We start from the raw sequence: 15,802 nt of genomic DNA, 5'->3' as shown, positions 1-15,802 counted from the left end.
GAGGTCTTCCCACTCCGGCGGTGCCGGAGCAGGGTGCGGGCGGGGCAGGGGCAGGGGCAGGGGCAGGGGCAGGGGCTTCCGCGGCTTGGGCGCTACGGAGCCAGGATCGTGTCGTTGACGTGGGTGGTCAGCGCCGTGTGCATCGCGTCCGCGGCACCGGCGGAGGCCGGCCCGTCCACCGACAGGACGTGCGTCGCCAGGCCGTCGATCAGAGCGGTCAGCGTCAGTGCCGCCGCCTGCGCATCGAGCCCGGCGCGGAAGACGCCCTGTCCGACACCTCGGCGTACGACGTCGGCGACGGTCTCGCGCCACTGCCGGTAGTACTCGGAGTGCAGACGGCCCACCGTCGTGGAGCGAGCGGCCTCGGCCCACAGGTCGAGCCACACCGCCCACTGGCGGCGCTGCTGCGCGGTACGCGGCGTCTGCAACGCGATGAGCTGGGACAGCTCCGCCGCCGCGTCGTCCGCCTCGGCGAGACGGGCGGCACGGCGCGCGGTGTCCTCGTCCATGCACCAGCGCACGGCCGCCTCCAGGAGCTCGGCGCGCCCCGGGAAGTGGTAGTGGATCGCGGCACTGCTGGTGGCGCAGGCGCGGGCGATGTCGGCGACCCGCACCGCGTGGAATCCGTGCTCCGCGATCAGCCGGACCGTCTCGCGGACGATCTGCAGCGGCCGCCCGCCCTCGACATGGGTCGCCGGTGGCGTGGGCTTCTCGCGGGACCGGGTGCCGAGCAGCCGGCCCGCGTCGATCCGCCCCTCGTCGGCGATCCGTGCCAGCTCCGCGACCGTGAAGCGGCGGGTGCCGCTGAGCGAACGCGACAGCTTGGACGGATCCATGACGACGCGGCGCGCGAACTCGCGCTGACTGACGCCCGCGGCCGCGATGACCTCGCGGACGCGGGCGGCGGTGTCGGCGTTCGGTGCGCCGCCGGGGACGTCGTCGGTTTCCACGGGCCACGACCTTAGACACGTGTTGCGGAAAACTCAATATGCCCGAGGGAGAAACTGCTGGAACAGTGGCCCGTTGAGATCCTGACTGTCATGTCAGTCAGAGGTGCGGGCGGTGGCCGTCAGCGCCCTCGGTGGTCGTCGTACGACAGGCCGTGCCCGGCGTGGAAGAGAACCTCGGCCGGGTCGTCGGCCCGCTGGACGGGCACGGGCAGCTTGCCGCGCGGCTCGACCCGGCCGGCGATCACCCGGGCCGCGGCGCGCAGTTCGACCTCGGTCCAGCAGTAGGAGGCCAGCGAGGCCCGGACGTCGCCGAGGTGGGCGATGTCGTAGGGGTTGCGGACCGCGAGGTGGACGACCGGCACTCCCGTCGCGAGCAGCCGGGACACCAGGGTGCGCTGGGCGCTGGTGGCGTTGACGTTGTCGGTGGTGACCACCACCGCGTCCCGTCCCCGTGCCGCGGCCACCGCCTCGTCGATCTTCGCCGCGTCGGGCGTCCGGCCGGTGGCGAGGTGGGAGGTGCGGTAGCCCAGTTCGTCGAAGGCCGCGGCCAGCTCGGGCACCGTGGTGCGGGTGTCGTCGGTCGGGAAGGCCGGGCTGGCGCCGACCACGAGCAGCCTCCGCTGCCGACGGCTCAGCGGGAGCGCCTCGTCCTCGTTGACCAGCAGGGTGGTGGTGCGTTCGGCGATCCGCGCGGCGGCGAGCCGGTGCCCGCGGGCGCCGACGACCCGGTCGACCTCCTGCCGGGAGGCGTAGGGGCTCTTGTCGAACAGTCCGGCCTTGTCCTTGACGCGCAGGATGCGCAGGACCGACTCGTCGAGTCGCTCCTCGGTGATCTCACCGGCGCGGACGGCGGCCAGGACCCCGTGGTAGGCGACGTCGATGTCCGGTGGGAACAGCAGTTGGTCCGCACCGGCCCTGAGAGCGAGGACGGGTACGCGGTCGTCGCCGTACTTGGTGCGGACGCCTTGCATGTTGAGGGCGTCGGTGACGATCACGCCGTCGAAGCCGAGTTCGTCGCGCAGCACGCCCTGGAGGATCGCGGGCGACAGGGTGGCCGGGTCGTTGCTGGGGTCGAGCGCGGGGACCTGGAGGTGCGCGGTCATGATCGAGTCGACACCGGCGGCGATCGCGGCCCTGAAGGGCGGGGCGTCGACGCGCTCCCACTCCTCGCGGGTGTGGGTGATCACCGGCAGACCGGTGTGGCTGTCCTGGCCGGTGTCCCCGTGGCCCGGGAAGTGCTTGGCGCAGGCCACGACGCCGACCTGCTGGTACCCCGTCACCTGGGCCGCCACCATGCGGCCGACCTCGCGGGCGTCGGCGCCGAAGGAGCGGACGTTGATGATGGGGTTGGCCGGATTGACGTTGACGTCGGCGACCGGGGCGAAGTTCTGATGGATGCCCAGGGCGGCGAGTTCGGTGCCCGAGATCCGCCCGGCGGTGCGCGCGTCGGAGAGCGAGCGGCCCGCGCCGAGCGCCATCGCCCCCGGCAACTGGGTGGCGCCGCTGCCGATGCGGACGTTGGCCCCGTGCTCCTGGTCGATGGAGATCAGGGACGGAATGGGCGTGGGCAGGGCGAGCGAGGCCCGCTGCACACCGTTCGACAGGTCCGCGATCTGGTGGGGGTCCTGGATGTTGTTCGCCCAGCCGGAGAAGTAGATGACCCCGCCGATGTGGTACTTGGCGATGAGCTCGGCCACGGTGCGGACGCCGAGTTCCCCGAGGTTGCGGTCCTGGTCGAACTGGCTGGGGGAAGTCGCGGACGTTCCGTAGAAGTACGGGACGAACAGCTGGCCGATCTTCGCCTCGATGCTCATCCGGGAGATGATCTTCTTGAGGCGCCGGTCGCGCCGGTCGCGCCGGTCGCGCGTGTCGCGCCCGTGCGCGGCCGCGGGGGTGGCCGCGGCACCTACGACGCCCGTCGCGCTCGCGGCGACGACGGTGGCGGAGGCGATGACGGTTCGTCTGGACAGTCTCCGGTCCTGCATGCGGACATGCTCCTTCCAGCCTTGCCCATCAGGGGAATTGAAGGAAACGTGGAGAACTCCGAACAGCGGGAAACGTAGCCCGCCGATCTGGGCAGGACAAGAGGTCTAGACAAAATAGGTCTAGACAAACGGCCGGGGCGGATCCGACTCCAGGCGTACGAAGGGGATCGCCCGCCCGGCCCGGCGCAAGGCCGAGGCGCTGCCGTCGGAGGGCAGGCCCATGAACGCGCACAGCCGGCGTGCCGTGCGGGGGCGGCGCGCGCCGTAATCCGCCATGATCTCCGCGCCGTCCTCCGCGGAGAGGAAGCGGGCGGTGACGGCGTGGTGCCGGTTGCCGAACTGGAGGACCGTCTTCGGGTGGGCGCCGAGGTTGCGGTACCAGTCGGCGCCCGCGCCGAATCCGGACGCGACGGTCCAGGCGCGGGAGTCAGGATCGTAGGCCACCACTTCGAGGACGACGCGGCGGTCCTGCCCGGAGACCCGTCCGGTGTGGTGGAGCAGCAGCAGGCGCCCGCCCATGAGGGGGCCGAGACCGGCCCGGAACAGGAGGAGGGGCGCCCTGGCGATTCTGCGCCGCCATCGCGTGGGCGGGGAAGGCCGAAGGGAACCCGTGTTCTCGTCCGGCACGGTCACCTCCGGGTAGACATCTCTTGAGTGCCTGAAGTTTTGCACAGTCTAAAGATGTGGCCAATGGTGTGGGTACGGCCGGACGGCGGACACGGTAGAAAAGAGCCATGACCGAGCACGACAGCCCCGTGGGGGCCACGGACGACGTGGACGCCGTCACCCGGGAGGTGCTGACCGCCTCGCGGTTGCTGGTCGCGGTGTCCGCACGTTCCCTCGCGGCGGTCGAGGAGCGGGTGACGCTGCCGCAGTTCCGCATGCTGGTGGTGCTCACGAGAGGGGCGACCAAGCTGGTCACGCTCGCCGAGCAGCTTCAGGTCGCACCGTCCACGGCGATGCGGATGGTCGATCGGCTGATCGCGGCGGGCCTCGCCGCCCGGCAGCCCAACCCCCACAGCCGCCGCGAGACGCTGCTGGAGCTCACGGAGGAGGGGCGCCGGACGGTCGAGCACGTCACGGCCCGCCGGCGTTCCGAGATCGCCGGCATCGTCGAGATGCTCACCCCCGCGCAGCGGTTGGCGCTCGTCGAGGCACTCGCCGCCTTCAACCGGGCCGGAGCCGAACCCCTGGCCCCCACTGCGGGTGTCGCCGAGACCCATCCGCTGGGGTGGGCGGTGGACCACCCGGCGACCCGCGACGGATGAGTCGGTCACGGTTGAGTCCCGAGCCGGAACTGTGGATCCGGGCGGCTACTACGAGATCATCGTGCGGAGCACGTCCGGCGCCCTCCCCGCCGGGCGCGGTCAGGCGCTCACGGCCGCTCCCGGGACCGGCGCCGGCCGGTCGGCAGGGGGACGGGGTCCAGCCCGGGGACGACGGTGTTCGTGAGGGTGCCGATGCCCTCCACCGTGAGGGAGACGGTGTCGCCGGGCTTCAGCGGCGGCGGTGTCTGTTCGCCGCGTCGGCCCCACAGTTCGGCCAGGCAGCCGCCGTTGCCGCAGGTGCCCGAGCCGAGGACGTCGCCCGGGACGACGCGGGTGCCGCGGGAGGCGTAGGCGGTCATCTCCTCGAAGGTCCAGCTCATGTTGGACAGCAGGTCCTCGCCGACCCTTTCACCGTTCACCTCGGCGGTCAGGGCCAGGCGCAGGAACCCGTCGGCGTCCCGGTACGGCTCCAGCTCGTCGGCGGTGACGAGGTACGGGCCGAGGGCGGTGGCGGTGTCCTTGCCCTTGCAGGGACCGAGGCCCACCTTCATCTCCGCGCCCTGGAGGTCGCGTGCGGACCAGTCGTTGAACACGGTGTAGCCGACGATGTGGTCGCGGGCCTGCTCGGGGGTGAGGTCGCGGCCCTCCCGGCCGATCACCGCGCCGACCTCCAACTCGAAGTCCAGCACGGCCGAACCGGGCGGCACCGGGATGTCGTCCCGGTGGCCGTAGGTCGCGTGCGGGTTGGTGAAGTAGAAGGTCGGCGCCGCGTACCACTGCTCGGGGACACCGGCTACGCCGTCGACCGAGCGGCGTACGCCCTCGACGTGCTCCTCGAACGTGACGAAGTCCCGTACCGACGCGGGCCGCAGCGGGGGCAGCAGCCGCACCTGGGACACGTGCGGACCGGGCGGGGCGTGGAGGGCGGCCCGGCCGGCGGCGAGCAGGCCGGGCAGTCCGTCGGCCCGCGCGAGCAGGTCGGTGAGTGAGGCGACGCCGGGCAGCGGGCGGAGGGAGCCGTCGTCCTCCACGACGGCCACGCGGTGACGCTGGCGGTGTTCGTAGGCGGCGAAACGCATGGTCCGACTCCTGTTGTGCGGTGGTGGTCGGTCGAGGTGGACGCGGCTCAGACCGGCGGGGCGACGAACACACCGCGGTCGGGGTCGTTGAACGACTCCTTGGCGACCAGTTCGTTCATGGGGTTGGCGGTGCCCCACTGGTCGGTGACCTCGGGCTTGGAGAAGTCGTAGACGTGCGGGTGCCAGGTGTCCTCGTCCAGGTTCTCCAGCTCGGTGGTGTACTCGACGGTGTTGCCGTGCGGGTCGAGGAAGTACGTGAACGTGTTGTCCCCGGCCATGTGCCGCCCGGGGCCCCAGATCTTCCGGAAGCCCGCCCGCATGACCCGGCCCGAGCCGCGCATGTACTCGTCGAGGCCGCGCATCTCGAAGGAGACGTGGTGCAGGGCGGTGTGCGGACCCTTCGCGAGGGCCATCGAGTGGTGCTGGTTGCTGATCCGCAAGAAGTGCATGACCTCGCCCATGTGCGGCGAGCTGAGCGTGTCGGAGAGGGCGAAGCCGAGGTGGCGCTCGTACCACTCGCGGGTGCGGTTCAGGTCGGGGGAGTTGAGGACGACGTGGGAGAGCTTGACCGGAATGGACTCCTTCTCCTCGATCTTGCGGTGCCGCCTGACCTCGACGTCGGCGGAGACCTCGATGGTGCGGCCGTCGACGTCGAAGAAGCGGAAGCCGTAGCCGCCGCCGGGCGTGTCCACCGTGCCCGGCCGGGAGATCAACTGGACGCCGCCCGCGAGCAGCCGCTCGGCGAGGGTGTCGACGTCCGCCGCGCTCGCGGCGCCGTAGGAGACGAGGTCGAGGCGCTTCTCCTCGGCCTTGCGCAGCCGTACGACGTACTGCTCGGGGGAGCCCTCGGCGGCCAGGAAGGAGATGCCGGAGTCCTCGGCGACCTTGGTCAGGCCCCAGACTCCGGAGTAGAAGTCGAGCTGCTTGTCGTAGTCCGGCACGGCGAGGTCGACGTGCCGCAGGTGGGTGAGCAGACGCATGGCGGTCAGTCCTTCCGGAGGAGGGCGGCGGCGTTGCCGCCTCGTACGGCGTGGAAGTCGGAGTCGGTGAGGCGGGCGGCGCGCAGGGCGCCGACCGGGTCCTCGGTGCCCATGTCGAAGGGGAAGTCGGAGCCGAGCAGCACCCGGTCCGCGCCGACCGCCCGGATCAACTCCCGCAGCACGTGCGGGTCGTGGACCAGGGAGTCGAAGTACAGCCGCTTCAGGTAGCCGCTGGGCGGGTGCGCGCAGCCGGCGCCCGCGTCGGAGCGGGCCGACCAGGCGTGGTCGGAGCGGCCGATGTGGGTGGGCAGGTAGCCGCCGCCGTGCGCCGCGACGATCTTCAGCCCGGGGTACCGGTCCAGGACACCGGAGAAGATCAGGTGGGACAGCGCGACGGCGTTCTCGGTGGGCTGTCCGACCGTGTTGGACAGGTACCAGCGGTCCAGGCGCTCGTCGAGCGTGCACCCGAAGGGGTGCAGGAACAGGACGGCCCCGGTCTCCTCGGCCCGCGCCCACAGGGGGGCGTAGTCCGGGTCGGACAGCTCCCGGCCGGGGGCATGGCTGGAGATCTCCACGCCCAGCAGCCCCTGCTCCAGGGCGTGGTCGAGGGCCCGCACCGCCAGCTCGGGGTGCTGGAGCGGCACGAGGCCCAATCCGCGCAGCCGGTCCGGGGCGGCCGAACAGTGCACCGCGGTCGCCTCGTTGGCGAGCCGGTACACCTTCTCCGCGGTCTGCTCGTCCGTCCAGTAGTGGTAGTGCGACGGTGAGGGGCTGACCAGTTGCAGATCCACACCCCGGGCGTCCATCGCCGCCAGCCGGGCGGTGACGTCGGTGAGCAGTGGGATCCGGTCGCGGACCATCGGTCCGCTCACGGCGAGGGCCTCGGGGCCGTTGCGGCGGGCGTCCAGGGCGCGTGCCTCGACGTGGCCGGGCAGGCCGTCGACGAGTGCGTCGACCTCGGGCAGCAGGACATGGGCGTGGACGTCGACGGTGGGAGCGGTCACGGCAGCTCCCGGAGCATCTTCATGGTGCGGCCCATCAGGCCGGGTACGTCGGCGTCCCGTACACCGTCCAGCTGCCACTGCCCGATCTGCACCGATGCCTCGACCACTGGCCGGACGCGGGCGATCCGCCGCTCGTAGTAGACCTGGAACAGCGCGTCGTCCCAGGCGTCGCCGCCGGTCAGGAGCTGTGCCAGCACCCAGGCGTCCTCCAGGGACATCGCGGCGCCCTGCGCGAGAGTGGGCGGGCAGCAGTGCGCGGCGTCGCCGATCAGCACGACGCGGCCGCGGTGCCAGGAGCCTTCGACGAGCATCCGGTCGAACCAGGTGTAGTTGACCTTTGCCGGGTCGGTGATGTGCTCGGTGATCTCCGGCCAGTGTCCGCCGTAGTGGCGGGTGAGGCGGCGCATCTCCTCGGCGTACGACCCGGGCGGTATGGAGGCGCGGTCCCGGTTGGCCTCGACGACGTACGCGTAGAGCGTCGTCCCGCTGGTGGGGCAGTACCCGGCGATGTGGGCGGGGCCGCCGTAGGCGAGGTCGGTGCGGGTCAGGCCGGCGGGGCGCGGGGCGGCGATGCGCCAGATGGCCATGCCGGTCGGCTCGGGCTTGTCGGTGATGCCGATCGCGGCCCGGGTGGCGGAGCCGAGGCCGTCGGCGGCGATCACCAGGTCGTAGCGGCGCTCGGTGCCGTCGCTGAGGCGTACGGTGACACCGTCGGTGTCCTGGTCCAGGATCTCGGCGGTGGTGCCGAGGCGGACGGTGGCGCCACTGGCGCGCACGGCGTCGATGAGGATCTGCTGGAGCCGCGGCCGCTGCATGCCGACGGTGGCGGGCAGGTCGTCGCCGCCGGTGCGCAGGTCGTCCTGGACGTGCAGGACGGTGCCGTCGGGGGCGGTGATGCCGACCGAGCCGAAACCGAATCCGGACGCCTCCACCTGCTCCCAGACGCCGAGTTCGCGCAGCACGCGCAGGGCGTTGCCCTGGAGTGTGATGCCGGAGCCGGCGGTGGCGTTCCAGTCGTCCTTGGCCTCGACCAGGTCCACGGTGAGACCGGCGCGGCGCAGCAGGATCGTCACGGCGTTGCCGGCCGCGCCGCCACCGACGACGAGGACCGTGCGGGGCTGGGTCATGAAGAACTCCCTTTTTCGTCGGTCTACTTGACCGCGATCGGGTTGACGGGTGAGCCGACCGCGCCGGTGATGGGCAGGGGCGCGGCGGTGAGCCAGAAGCCGTACTCGCCGTCTTCCGCGCAGTCCTCGGCGAGGGCGTCCAGGTCCCACATCTCGCCGATCAGCAGGCCGATGTGCGGGATGGCGACCTGGTGCAGCGGCTGGAAGGCGTGCTCGAACTCGTTCGGGCGGACCTCGAAGCCCCAGGTGTCGGTGGCGATCGCGGCGACCTCGGTGCGGTGCAGCCAGCCGGCCGTGGTGAACGACAGGCCGGGTGCGGGCCCGCCCGCGTAGTCGCCCCAGCCCTCGCGGCGCGCCCGGGCGAGCCGGCCGGTGCGGACGAGGACGATGTCGCCGCGGCCCACCCGGACGCCGTGCGCCCCGGCGGTCGCGGCCAGGTGCTCCTCGGTGATCGCGAAGCCGTCCGGCAGCTCACCGTCCTCGCCGGCGACCCGGCCGACGTCCAGGAGCACCCCGCGTCCGGCGACGTGCGGGGCCATGTGCTCGATGCCGGTGACGAGATCGCCCTCGGAGGTGACGACCTGTTCGGCGGGGCGTCCGTTCCACGCCTTGCCGTGGTCGAAGATGTGGCCGAGCCCGTCCCACTGCGTGGAGCACTGCAACGGCATGGCGATCACGTCGTCGGCGCCGCCGATGCCGTGCGGGAAGCCCTGGTTGCCGAGGGCGGCGTCGGTGCCGGTGTCCAGCATGGTGTGCACCGGGTTGGTGCGGCGGCGCCAGCCCTTCTGCGGGCCGTTCATGTCGAAGCGCTGGGAGAGGGAGAAGCTGACACCCCGCCGGACCAGTGCGGCGCCCTCGCGTCGCTTGGCCCCGTCGAGGAAGTTCAGCGTGCCGAGCACGTCGTCCTCGCCCCAGCGGCCCCAGTTGGAGTACGCCTTCGCGGCGCGCGCTATGGCCCCCTCGGGGTCGGTGCGGTCCGGCGTCATCGAGTCACCTCCGCCACACAGCGGGTGCGCTGGGCACCGAGCCCGGTGATCGAGGCGTCCATGACGTCGCCGTCACGCAGCAGCCGGCCCCAGTGCATGCCGTTGCCGGCGGGGGAGCCGGTGAGCACCAGGTCGCCGGGGAGCAGCCGGGCGGTCTGCGAGACGTAGGAGACCATCCGGGCGATGTCGAAGATCATGTCCTTGGTGGACTCGTCCTGCATGGTCTCGCCGTTGAGCCTCAGGGTGAGGCGCAGGTCGCCCGGGTCCGCGATCGAGGCGGCGGGCACGATCCAGGGTCCGAGCGGGGTGAACCCGGGGGCGTTCTTGCTGCGCAGCCAGTCGGTGCCGATCTGCGGCATGTCCCGGCGGAAGACCGTGGCCCGGTCGGTCAGGTCGTTGGCGATCGTGTAACCCGCGACGTGGTCCAGGGCTTCGCCGACGGACACCCGGTGGGCCGGGCGGCCAATCACCGCCGCCAGCTCCAGCTCCCAGTCGGGCTTCTCGGCCCAGGCCGGGAGTACGACGTCGTCGTAGGGGCCGGTGACCGCGCTCGGCAGGCCGATGAACACGTACGGCAGGCCCTCGGCGGCCCGCCGGTCCATGATCCCGGCGGCCTCCGCGCGCCGCTCCTCCTCCGGCCGGTCGTCGTCCGGGGCCCGGTGCGCGACGTGCAGGTCGATGACGTGCTGCCGGTAGTTGGCCCCCGACTGGAAGACCTGGCGCGGCTCGACCGGCGCGTGCACGCGGAACTCCGCCAGTGGCCTGCGCGCGGCGGCGTCGTCGCCGGCCAGTGCGGCCAGCCGCGGCGCAACCGCGTCCCAGTCGTCGAGGAGCCCGCGCATGCTGAGGCCGGCGTCCTCGAAGGCGGACCGCAGGTCGGTCACCCGGGCGTCGGGAGTGACGAGGGCGGGGAAGGCGGGGCCCTCGGGAGCGGAAAGGGTGGCCAGGGCGAAGGGTCCGGCGAAGAGGGCGGACGCGGCTTCAGGTTTCACGGACATGTCCTCCTGATTGCGGTGGCACTAATCTGGACCCGCCACTCGCGATCAGGGAAATCGATTCTGTGGATGACAGCCATCCATGCGGCGAATTCTCGCAGGTCGTCGCCGGACAGCAAGGAAGATCGCCGTGAATCTCGGTCGCCTGGACCTCAACCTCGTCGTCGCCCTGCGCGCCCTGCTGGAGGAGCGCAACGTGACCCGTGCCGGGCAGCGCGTCGGCCTCAGCCAGCCGGCGATGAGCGCGGCGCTCTCCCGCCTGCGCCGGCACTTCGACGACGACCTGCTGGCCCGGGTCGGCGGCCACTACGAACTCACCGCCCTCGGACAGGTCCTCCTCGACCGCGTGTCCACCGCCTACGACCTGCTGGAACGGCTGTTCGCCAGCCAGGCGGACTTCGACCCGGCCCGGGAGAGCCGGGAGTTCAAGCTCGTGGCGTCCGACTACGCGGTCGCCGTCTTCGGCGCCGAACTCGCCCGGGTGGTGCACCAGGAGGCTCCGGGCATCCGGCTGCGCTTCGCCCAGACGCCGACCACCGTGGTGGACGCCACGGACGCCCTGCTGAGCACCACCGACGGCCTGTTCATGCCGCACGGCGTCATCAGCGGCTTCCCCGCCACCGACCTCTACCAGGACCGTTGGGTCTTCCTCGTCGCCGACGACCACCCGAGCGTCGGCGACCGGCTGACCCGGGAAGACCTGGCCCGGCTGCCCTGGGTCACCTACCAGCGCACCTACGACGCCCCGGCCGTCCGCCAGCTCGGCATGCTGGGCATCGAGCCCCGGGTCGAGGTCTCCGTCGACAGCTTCCAGATCATCCCGTTGCTCGTCAGTGGAACCCGGCGCATCGCCCTCATCCAGGCCCGCCTCGCCCGGCTCCTCGCCCCGCTCGCCGCCGTACGCGTGGTGGAGCCGCCCTACGAGGCGGTGCCGCTGAGCGAGGCGTTGTGGTGGCACCCGGTGCACACCCACGACGCGGCCCACATCTGGCTGCGCGAGACCGCCGCCCGGGTCGGCGGGCGGATGACCGAGGAGCGCCCCCGCCACCACCGTCCTCCCTTCCCTGCTGGGCCGAACAACCGTGAGAACCGGGAGAGTTGAGACTACGGTTGAGATCCCGTCAGTCAACCGCGCCTCGTGCTACTACGCCTGTGGCTGTTGGACCCGCGCCAGAAGGAGCAACGACGACATGGATGTCCATTCCGCGCCCGTGCCCCCACCGGGGTGCCCCGCTCACGACTCCGGTGCCAGGGTGCCGCTGTACGGTCCGGACTTCGCGGCCGATCCGCAGGCGTACTACGACCACCTTCGCAGCTTCGGGCCGACCGCACCGGTGGAGCTCGCGCCCGGTGTGGAGGCCACGCTGGTCACGGACTACACGGCGGCGCTGAATCTGGTGCGCGAGCCCGCGTTCCGCAAGGACGCCCGCCGGTGGCGGGACCTCCACAGCGGCAGGGTCCCCGCGGACAGTCCGGTCGTGCCGCTGCTCGCGTACCGGCCGAACTGCATGTTCGCCGACGGTGCCGAGCACGAGCGGTTACGGCGAGCGGTGACCGACAGTATGGCCCGCATCGACTCCCGCCGACTGACCCGGATCACCGAGCAGGTCTCCGCGTACCTGATAGCCCAGGTCGGCAACCGCGGCTCCGCCGACCTGATGGCCGACTACGCCAGGCAGCTCCCGCTGTTCGTCTTCAACGAACTCTTCGGCTGCCCCGCCGACATCGGCGACCGGGTGCTGGTCGGCATCGCCGGCATGTTCGACGGAGTCGACGCCGCGGAGTCGGCCCGGCTGCTGTACGCGGCGGTCGGTGAACTCGTCGCCCTCAAGCGGGAGCAGCCCGGCGACGACGTCACCTCATGGCTGATGGAGCACGAGGCCGGCCTGACCGACGACGAGATGGTCCATCAGCTGTCCCTGCTCCTCGGGGCGGGCGCGGAACCTCTGCGGAACCTGATCGGCAACACCCTGCACCGCATCCTGACCCGGGATCGGGGTGCCTACCAGGATGTTCGCGATGCCGTCAACGACACGCTGTGGAAGAACCCGCCCATCGCGAACTTCGCCGCGCACTATCCGGCGGAGGACCGGAGGTTCGCAGGCCGGGAGGTGAGGGCGGGCGAGCTGATGCTGGTCGGCTTCGCGGCCGCCAACGCCGGCATGGCACGGACGGAGGGCCACCACACGGGCAACCGGGCCTCGCTCGCCTGGAGCGCCGGCCCGCACGCCTGCCCGTCGCAGCGGCCCGCGACAGGCATCACCGTCACCGCCGTCGAGAACCTGCTCGGCCGGCTGCCGGACGTCGAACTCGCCGTGCCGGAGCCCCTGCTGACCTGGCGGCCCGGCCCGTTCCACCGCGCCCTGAACGCGCTTCCCGTCCGCTTCGGCGCCGTCCAGGCCATGGAGGGGCCCACTGTGCCGCTCCCTCCACAGCGCACGACGGCACGGGTTGAGCACAGCGCGGATCGGCACAGCGCGGATCGGCACGGGGCGGATCGGCACGGGGCGGGCGGCCCCGGGAAGTGGTCCCAGTTCCTGGCCTGGCTGCGGAAGTGACCACCCCCCCGTGTGCTCCGCACGGTCGGCCGCACGACGTAACCTGCCTTCGAAGCAACGTCGTTGCCCCGTATCCCACCCCCCGGTCCTCCGGGACCGTGCCCCAGGAGTAAGAACAGCAGTCATGGACGCCACCACCCACGACGCGGTGCCCCCGCCCGGATGCCCCGCCCACGCCGACGCGCGGATACCGCTGTACGGACCGGACTTCGCGGCCGACCCGCACGCCTACTACGACTACGCACGGTCATACGGCCCCTCCGCACCCGTCGAACTCGCCCCGGGTGTCGACGCCTCCCTCGTCACCGACTACGCCACGGCACTGCGCCTGCTCCAGGACAACGGCACCTTCCGAAAGGACGCGCGCCGCTGGAAGGCCTTCAACGACGGCCTGGTCCCGGCGGACAGCCCCGTCGTCCCGCTGCTCGCCTACCGCCCCAACGCCATGTTCAGCGACGGCGCCGAGCACCTGCGGCTGCGCCAGGCGATCACCGACGCCATGGCCCGCATCGACACCGCCCGGCTGGCCCGCAGCACCGAACAGATCTCGGACTACCTGATCTCCCAGTTCGGCTCCCGCGGCTCCGCCGACCTGATGGCCGACTACGCCAAGCAGCTCCCGCTGTTCGTCTTCAACGAACTCTTCGGCTGCCCCGCCGACATCGGCGACCGCATCCTGTTCGGCATTTCCGGCATGTTCGACGGCGTCAACGCGGAACGGGCCGCCGAGGTCCTCTTCGGTGCGGTCGGTGAGCTGGTGGCTCTCAAGCGCAGCCGCCCCGGCGAGGACGTGACCTCGTGGCTGATGCAGCACGAGACCAGGATGACCGACGAGGAGATGGTCTATCAGCTCTCACTGATCCTGGGCGCGGGCGCCGACCCGCTGCGCAACCTGATCGGCAACACCCTGCACCGCATCCTCGTCCACGACGAGTACGCCCGCCAGGGCGGACTGATCGACGAGGCGATGGAGGACACCCTGTGGGAGAACCCCCCGGTGCCCAATCTCGCGCCCCACTACCCCGCCGCCGACGTGGAGTTCGCCGGGCAGAAGTTCGAGGCGGGGGAGCTGATCATGGTGAGTTTCGCCGCCGCGAACAACAGCCCGAGCCTGGCCGCTGCCCGGCGGTCCGGCAGCAACCGGTCCCATCTGGCCTGGAGCGCGGGCCCGCACGCCTGCCCCTCGAAGGACCCCGCCCGCCAGATCACCATGGCCGCCGTCGAGAACCTCCTCAACCGGATTCCCGACATCGCGGCCGCCGTGCCCGAGGACAGCCTGACGTGGCGCCCCGGGCCCTTCACCCGCGGCCTCACCGCGCTCCCGGCCCGCTTCACCCCGCTCCCGGCCCCCGACCGGGCGCCTGCCCCGGGTCAGGCACCCGCGGGCGAGCGTGCCGAACAGTCCGGCACCGCGCGCAAGGCCGCGGGCACCGGCCGGTGGAGCCAGTTCCTGAACTGGCTCACGAGGTGACGCGCGCGACGAATCTCCGCGACCCGCTGCCCGCCTAGCGGACCGGACCCGCCTGCGCGACCGAAGGACGGGGCTGCGCACTGCGCTGTGCGGCCCCTGGGGCAACCCACCGTCACTACCCGCGGGAAGCTGCCCGACCTCGACAGGCGGGCGGCTTCCCGCATCACTCGGAGGTACATCATGATCCGCCAGGAAACCGCCTGGGTCCTCTTCGCTGCCGGCGTGATCTTCCTGGCAGCGCTGTTCCTCGGGGTGTGGAAGTGGCAGCAGTCGATGTCGTCCCCGGACGGAACGGCACACCGGTACGTCAACGTCGCCCACAACTCCGCACTGCTGTACAGCTTCGCGACATCGGCCGTCGTGGCACCGCTCGTCCAGTTCTCCGGCTGGCCGTCCGCGGTGAACGTCACCGCCGCGGCAGCAGTCGTCGGCATGTTCGTCGTGACGATCGCGAACTATGCGCGGCTCGGAATCGAGGGCCGGACCGACAACCAGATGCGCGACCGGAAGACCAGCCTGCGTGGTGTACGCGAAGCCCTGATCATCGGTGAGATCGGCGGCACAGCCGTCCTCTTGACCGGCTTCGCCTCGGCCCAGCTGTAGACGAGCAGAGCACCCGGCCCGGCCGAGGCGGCCCGGAGGACCACACCGTCAGGCCGTGCCCGTCTCCTGTTCCAGGCGGGCCGCGAGGGTGACGTAGCGGGCGCGCCGGGTCACCGGGACCATGCCGCGGATCAGGATGTACCACATCTCGGCCAGGCGGCGGGGCTGACGTCCCGCCGGTTCGAGGGTGCCGCCCACGACGCAGGTGCCGACGACGGAGGAGACGAGGGTGTGGGCGACGGAGTCGACGTCGATGTCCTGGTGCAGGTCGGACTGCCGCACCGCGTCCAGCAGCCGGGAGGTGGCGATCTCCCGCCAGTCGGTGAAGGGGTGCGGCAGGGGCGGCCGTACCGGTACGCCCGCGGTGGCCAGCCGCGTTCCGGCCCGCAGTACCGGCCCCTCCTCGTAGACCCGGGCCATGCCGAACGTGAGGCGCATCAGCGCCTCCAGCGAGGAGTAGCCCCGCCCGTCCAGGTCGTTCGCCAGCCGGCGAAAGGTGCGGGACTGCATCTCCATGATGGCGTGCGCGAGGTCTTCCTTCGCCGCGAAGTGGAAGTACAGGGCGCCCTTGGTGACCCCGGCGTGGGCGACTATCTCGCTCAGACTGGTCGACTCGTAGCCGTGGCGGTCGAACAGGTCGGCCGCCGCACGGACGATCGTCGCGCGGGTCCGTTCGGCGCGTAGCTGCCTCGCCATCGGCTGGACTCTCCCGGGCTGAAAACCAACAGACCGTGTGCCTGTTTTAACCCCCCGTACATGATATCTCACCGGCAAACTGCCCATCGGATTCCCCTTC

At 71.7% G+C, this 15,802-nt stretch carries 15 protein-coding genes; 5 read left to right on the top strand and 10 right to left on the bottom strand.

What is annotated here, in order from left to right:
- Window positions 1–92: 92 nt before the first annotated feature.
- The 3 genes from Sru02f_RS26525 to Sru02f_RS26515 form a co-directional block, all read right to left on the bottom strand.
- A complete protein-coding gene (locus Sru02f_RS26525; RefSeq protein ID WP_109028374.1) occupies window positions 93–950 on the bottom strand; it encodes a TetR/AcrR family transcriptional regulator in 858 nt (285 codons plus the stop codon).
- Window positions 951–1,069: 119 nt separating this feature from the next.
- A complete protein-coding gene (locus Sru02f_RS26520; RefSeq protein WP_109028375.1) occupies window positions 1,070–2,935 on the bottom strand; it encodes a glycoside hydrolase family 3 protein in 1,866 nt (621 codons plus the stop codon).
- 120 nt (window positions 2,936–3,055) lie between these two features.
- Window positions 3,056–3,562 carry a nitroreductase family deazaflavin-dependent oxidoreductase gene (locus tag Sru02f_RS26515; RefSeq protein WP_244941707.1) on the bottom strand — a complete coding sequence of 169 codons (507 nt, stop codon included), beginning with the start codon at window positions 3,560–3,562 and terminating at the stop codon, window positions 3,056–3,058.
- Window positions 3,563–3,669: 107 nt separating this feature from the next.
- Here Sru02f_RS26515 and Sru02f_RS26510 point away from each other — a divergent pair, with 107 nt between their 5' ends.
- Complete coding sequence (locus Sru02f_RS26510) at window positions 3,670–4,203, top strand: MarR family winged helix-turn-helix transcriptional regulator (RefSeq protein WP_109028377.1); 534 nt, start codon at window positions 3,670–3,672, stop codon at window positions 4,201–4,203.
- Between the two features lie 107 nt (window positions 4,204–4,310).
- Here Sru02f_RS26510 and Sru02f_RS26505 read toward each other — a convergent pair whose 3' ends face one another.
- From Sru02f_RS26505 to Sru02f_RS26480, 6 genes are read right to left on the bottom strand one after another with little or no spacing between them, the layout of a single operon-like run.
- Window positions 4,311–5,282 (bottom strand): fumarylacetoacetate hydrolase family protein, encoded by a 972-nt coding sequence (locus Sru02f_RS26505; RefSeq protein WP_109028378.1) that lies wholly within the window; start codon window positions 5,280–5,282, stop codon window positions 4,311–4,313.
- Window positions 5,283–5,329: 47 nt separating this feature from the next.
- On the bottom strand, window positions 5,330–6,262 hold the full coding sequence (locus Sru02f_RS26500; RefSeq protein WP_109028379.1) for a VOC family protein: 933 nt from the start codon (window positions 6,260–6,262) through the stop codon (window positions 5,330–5,332).
- A 5-nt stretch (window positions 6,263–6,267) separates the two neighbouring features.
- Window positions 6,268–7,266 (bottom strand): amidohydrolase family protein, encoded by a 999-nt coding sequence (locus tag Sru02f_RS26495; RefSeq protein ID WP_167469195.1) that lies wholly within the window; start codon window positions 7,264–7,266, stop codon window positions 6,268–6,270.
- A complete protein-coding gene (locus Sru02f_RS26490; protein WP_109028381.1) occupies window positions 7,263–8,393 on the bottom strand; it encodes an FAD-dependent oxidoreductase in 1,131 nt (376 codons plus the stop codon). Before Sru02f_RS26490 ends, Sru02f_RS26495 begins: the two co-directional genes overlap by 4 nt.
- Before the next feature lie 23 nt (window positions 8,394–8,416).
- Window positions 8,417–9,379 carry a cyclase family protein gene (locus tag Sru02f_RS26485; protein ID WP_109028382.1) on the bottom strand — a complete coding sequence of 321 codons (963 nt, stop codon included), beginning with the start codon at window positions 9,377–9,379 and terminating at the stop codon, window positions 8,417–8,419.
- On the bottom strand, window positions 9,376–10,377 hold the full coding sequence (locus Sru02f_RS26480) for a fumarylacetoacetate hydrolase family protein (protein ID WP_109028383.1): 1,002 nt from the start codon (window positions 10,375–10,377) through the stop codon (window positions 9,376–9,378). Before Sru02f_RS26480 ends, Sru02f_RS26485 begins: the two co-directional genes overlap by 4 nt.
- A 127-nt stretch (window positions 10,378–10,504) precedes the next feature.
- Between Sru02f_RS26480 and Sru02f_RS26475 the strand changes: the two genes are divergently transcribed.
- The 4 genes from Sru02f_RS26475 (at window position 10,505) to Sru02f_RS26460 (ending at window position 15,006) form a co-directional block, all read left to right on the top strand.
- A complete protein-coding gene (locus Sru02f_RS26475) occupies window positions 10,505–11,476 on the top strand; it encodes a LysR family transcriptional regulator (protein WP_109028384.1) in 972 nt (323 codons plus the stop codon).
- 88 nt (window positions 11,477–11,564) lie between these two features.
- Window positions 11,565–12,932: a cytochrome P450 gene (locus Sru02f_RS26470; protein ID WP_109028385.1), complete on the top strand. Its 1,368-nt coding sequence runs from the start codon at window positions 11,565–11,567 to the stop codon at window positions 12,930–12,932.
- A 124-nt stretch (window positions 12,933–13,056) separates the two neighbouring features.
- The gene (locus Sru02f_RS26465) at window positions 13,057–14,403 is read left to right on the top strand and encodes a cytochrome P450 (protein WP_109028386.1); all 1,347 of its coding nucleotides are present in this window, start codon (window positions 13,057–13,059) and stop codon (window positions 14,401–14,403) included.
- A 180-nt stretch (window positions 14,404–14,583) separates the two neighbouring features.
- Window positions 14,584–15,006 carry a hypothetical protein gene (locus Sru02f_RS26460; RefSeq protein ID WP_109028387.1) on the top strand — a complete coding sequence of 141 codons (423 nt, stop codon included), beginning with the start codon at window positions 14,584–14,586 and terminating at the stop codon, window positions 15,004–15,006.
- Window positions 15,007–15,054: 48 nt separating this feature from the next.
- On the opposite strand, the gene Sru02f_RS26455 is transcribed toward Sru02f_RS26460, so the two are convergent.
- On the bottom strand, window positions 15,055–15,702 hold the full coding sequence (locus tag Sru02f_RS26455) for a ScbR family autoregulator-binding transcription factor (protein ID WP_109028388.1): 648 nt from the start codon (window positions 15,700–15,702) through the stop codon (window positions 15,055–15,057).
- Window positions 15,703–15,802: the final 100 nt, after the last annotated feature.

The sequence above is a fragment of the Streptomyces rubrogriseus genome (assembly GCF_027947575.1).
GTDB classification, from domain to species: Bacteria; Actinomycetota; Actinomycetes; order Streptomycetales; family Streptomycetaceae; genus Streptomyces; species Streptomyces rubrogriseus.
Note: the sequence above shows the minus strand (reverse complement) of the source record. Positions and strands in the feature narration are given on the sequence as shown.

Bases quoted from the DNA above. Each gene is read 5' to 3' on its own strand.
- Sru02f_RS26465 (WP_109028386.1), top strand. From the start codon at position 13,057: ATGGACGCCACCACCCACGACGCGGTGCCCCCGCCCGGATGCCCCGCC.
- Sru02f_RS26510 (WP_109028377.1), top strand. From the start codon at position 3,670: ATGACCGAGCACGACAGCCCCGTGGGGGCCACGGACGACGTGGACGCC.
- Sru02f_RS26500 (WP_109028379.1), bottom strand. From the start codon at position 6,262: ATGCGTCTGCTCACCCACCTGCGGCACGTCGACCTCGCCGTGCCGGAC.
- Sru02f_RS26485 (WP_109028382.1), bottom strand. From the start codon at position 9,379: ATGACGCCGGACCGCACCGACCCCGAGGGGGCCATAGCGCGCGCCGCG.
- Sru02f_RS26480 (WP_109028383.1), bottom strand. From the start codon at position 10,377: ATGTCCGTGAAACCTGAAGCCGCGTCCGCCCTCTTCGCCGGACCCTTC.
- Sru02f_RS26520 (WP_109028375.1), bottom strand. From the start codon at position 2,935: ATGCAGGACCGGAGACTGTCCAGACGAACCGTCATCGCCTCCGCCACC.
- Sru02f_RS26505 (WP_109028378.1), bottom strand. From the start codon at position 5,282: ATGCGTTTCGCCGCCTACGAACACCGCCAGCGTCACCGCGTGGCCGTC.
- Sru02f_RS26455 (WP_109028388.1), bottom strand. From the start codon at position 15,702: ATGGCGAGGCAGCTACGCGCCGAACGGACCCGCGCGACGATCGTCCGT.
- Sru02f_RS26460 (WP_109028387.1), top strand. From the start codon at position 14,584: ATGATCCGCCAGGAAACCGCCTGGGTCCTCTTCGCTGCCGGCGTGATC.
- Sru02f_RS26490 (WP_109028381.1), bottom strand. From the start codon at position 8,393: ATGACCCAGCCCCGCACGGTCCTCGTCGTCGGTGGCGGCGCGGCCGGC.
- Sru02f_RS26470 (WP_109028385.1), top strand. From the start codon at position 11,565: ATGGATGTCCATTCCGCGCCCGTGCCCCCACCGGGGTGCCCCGCTCAC.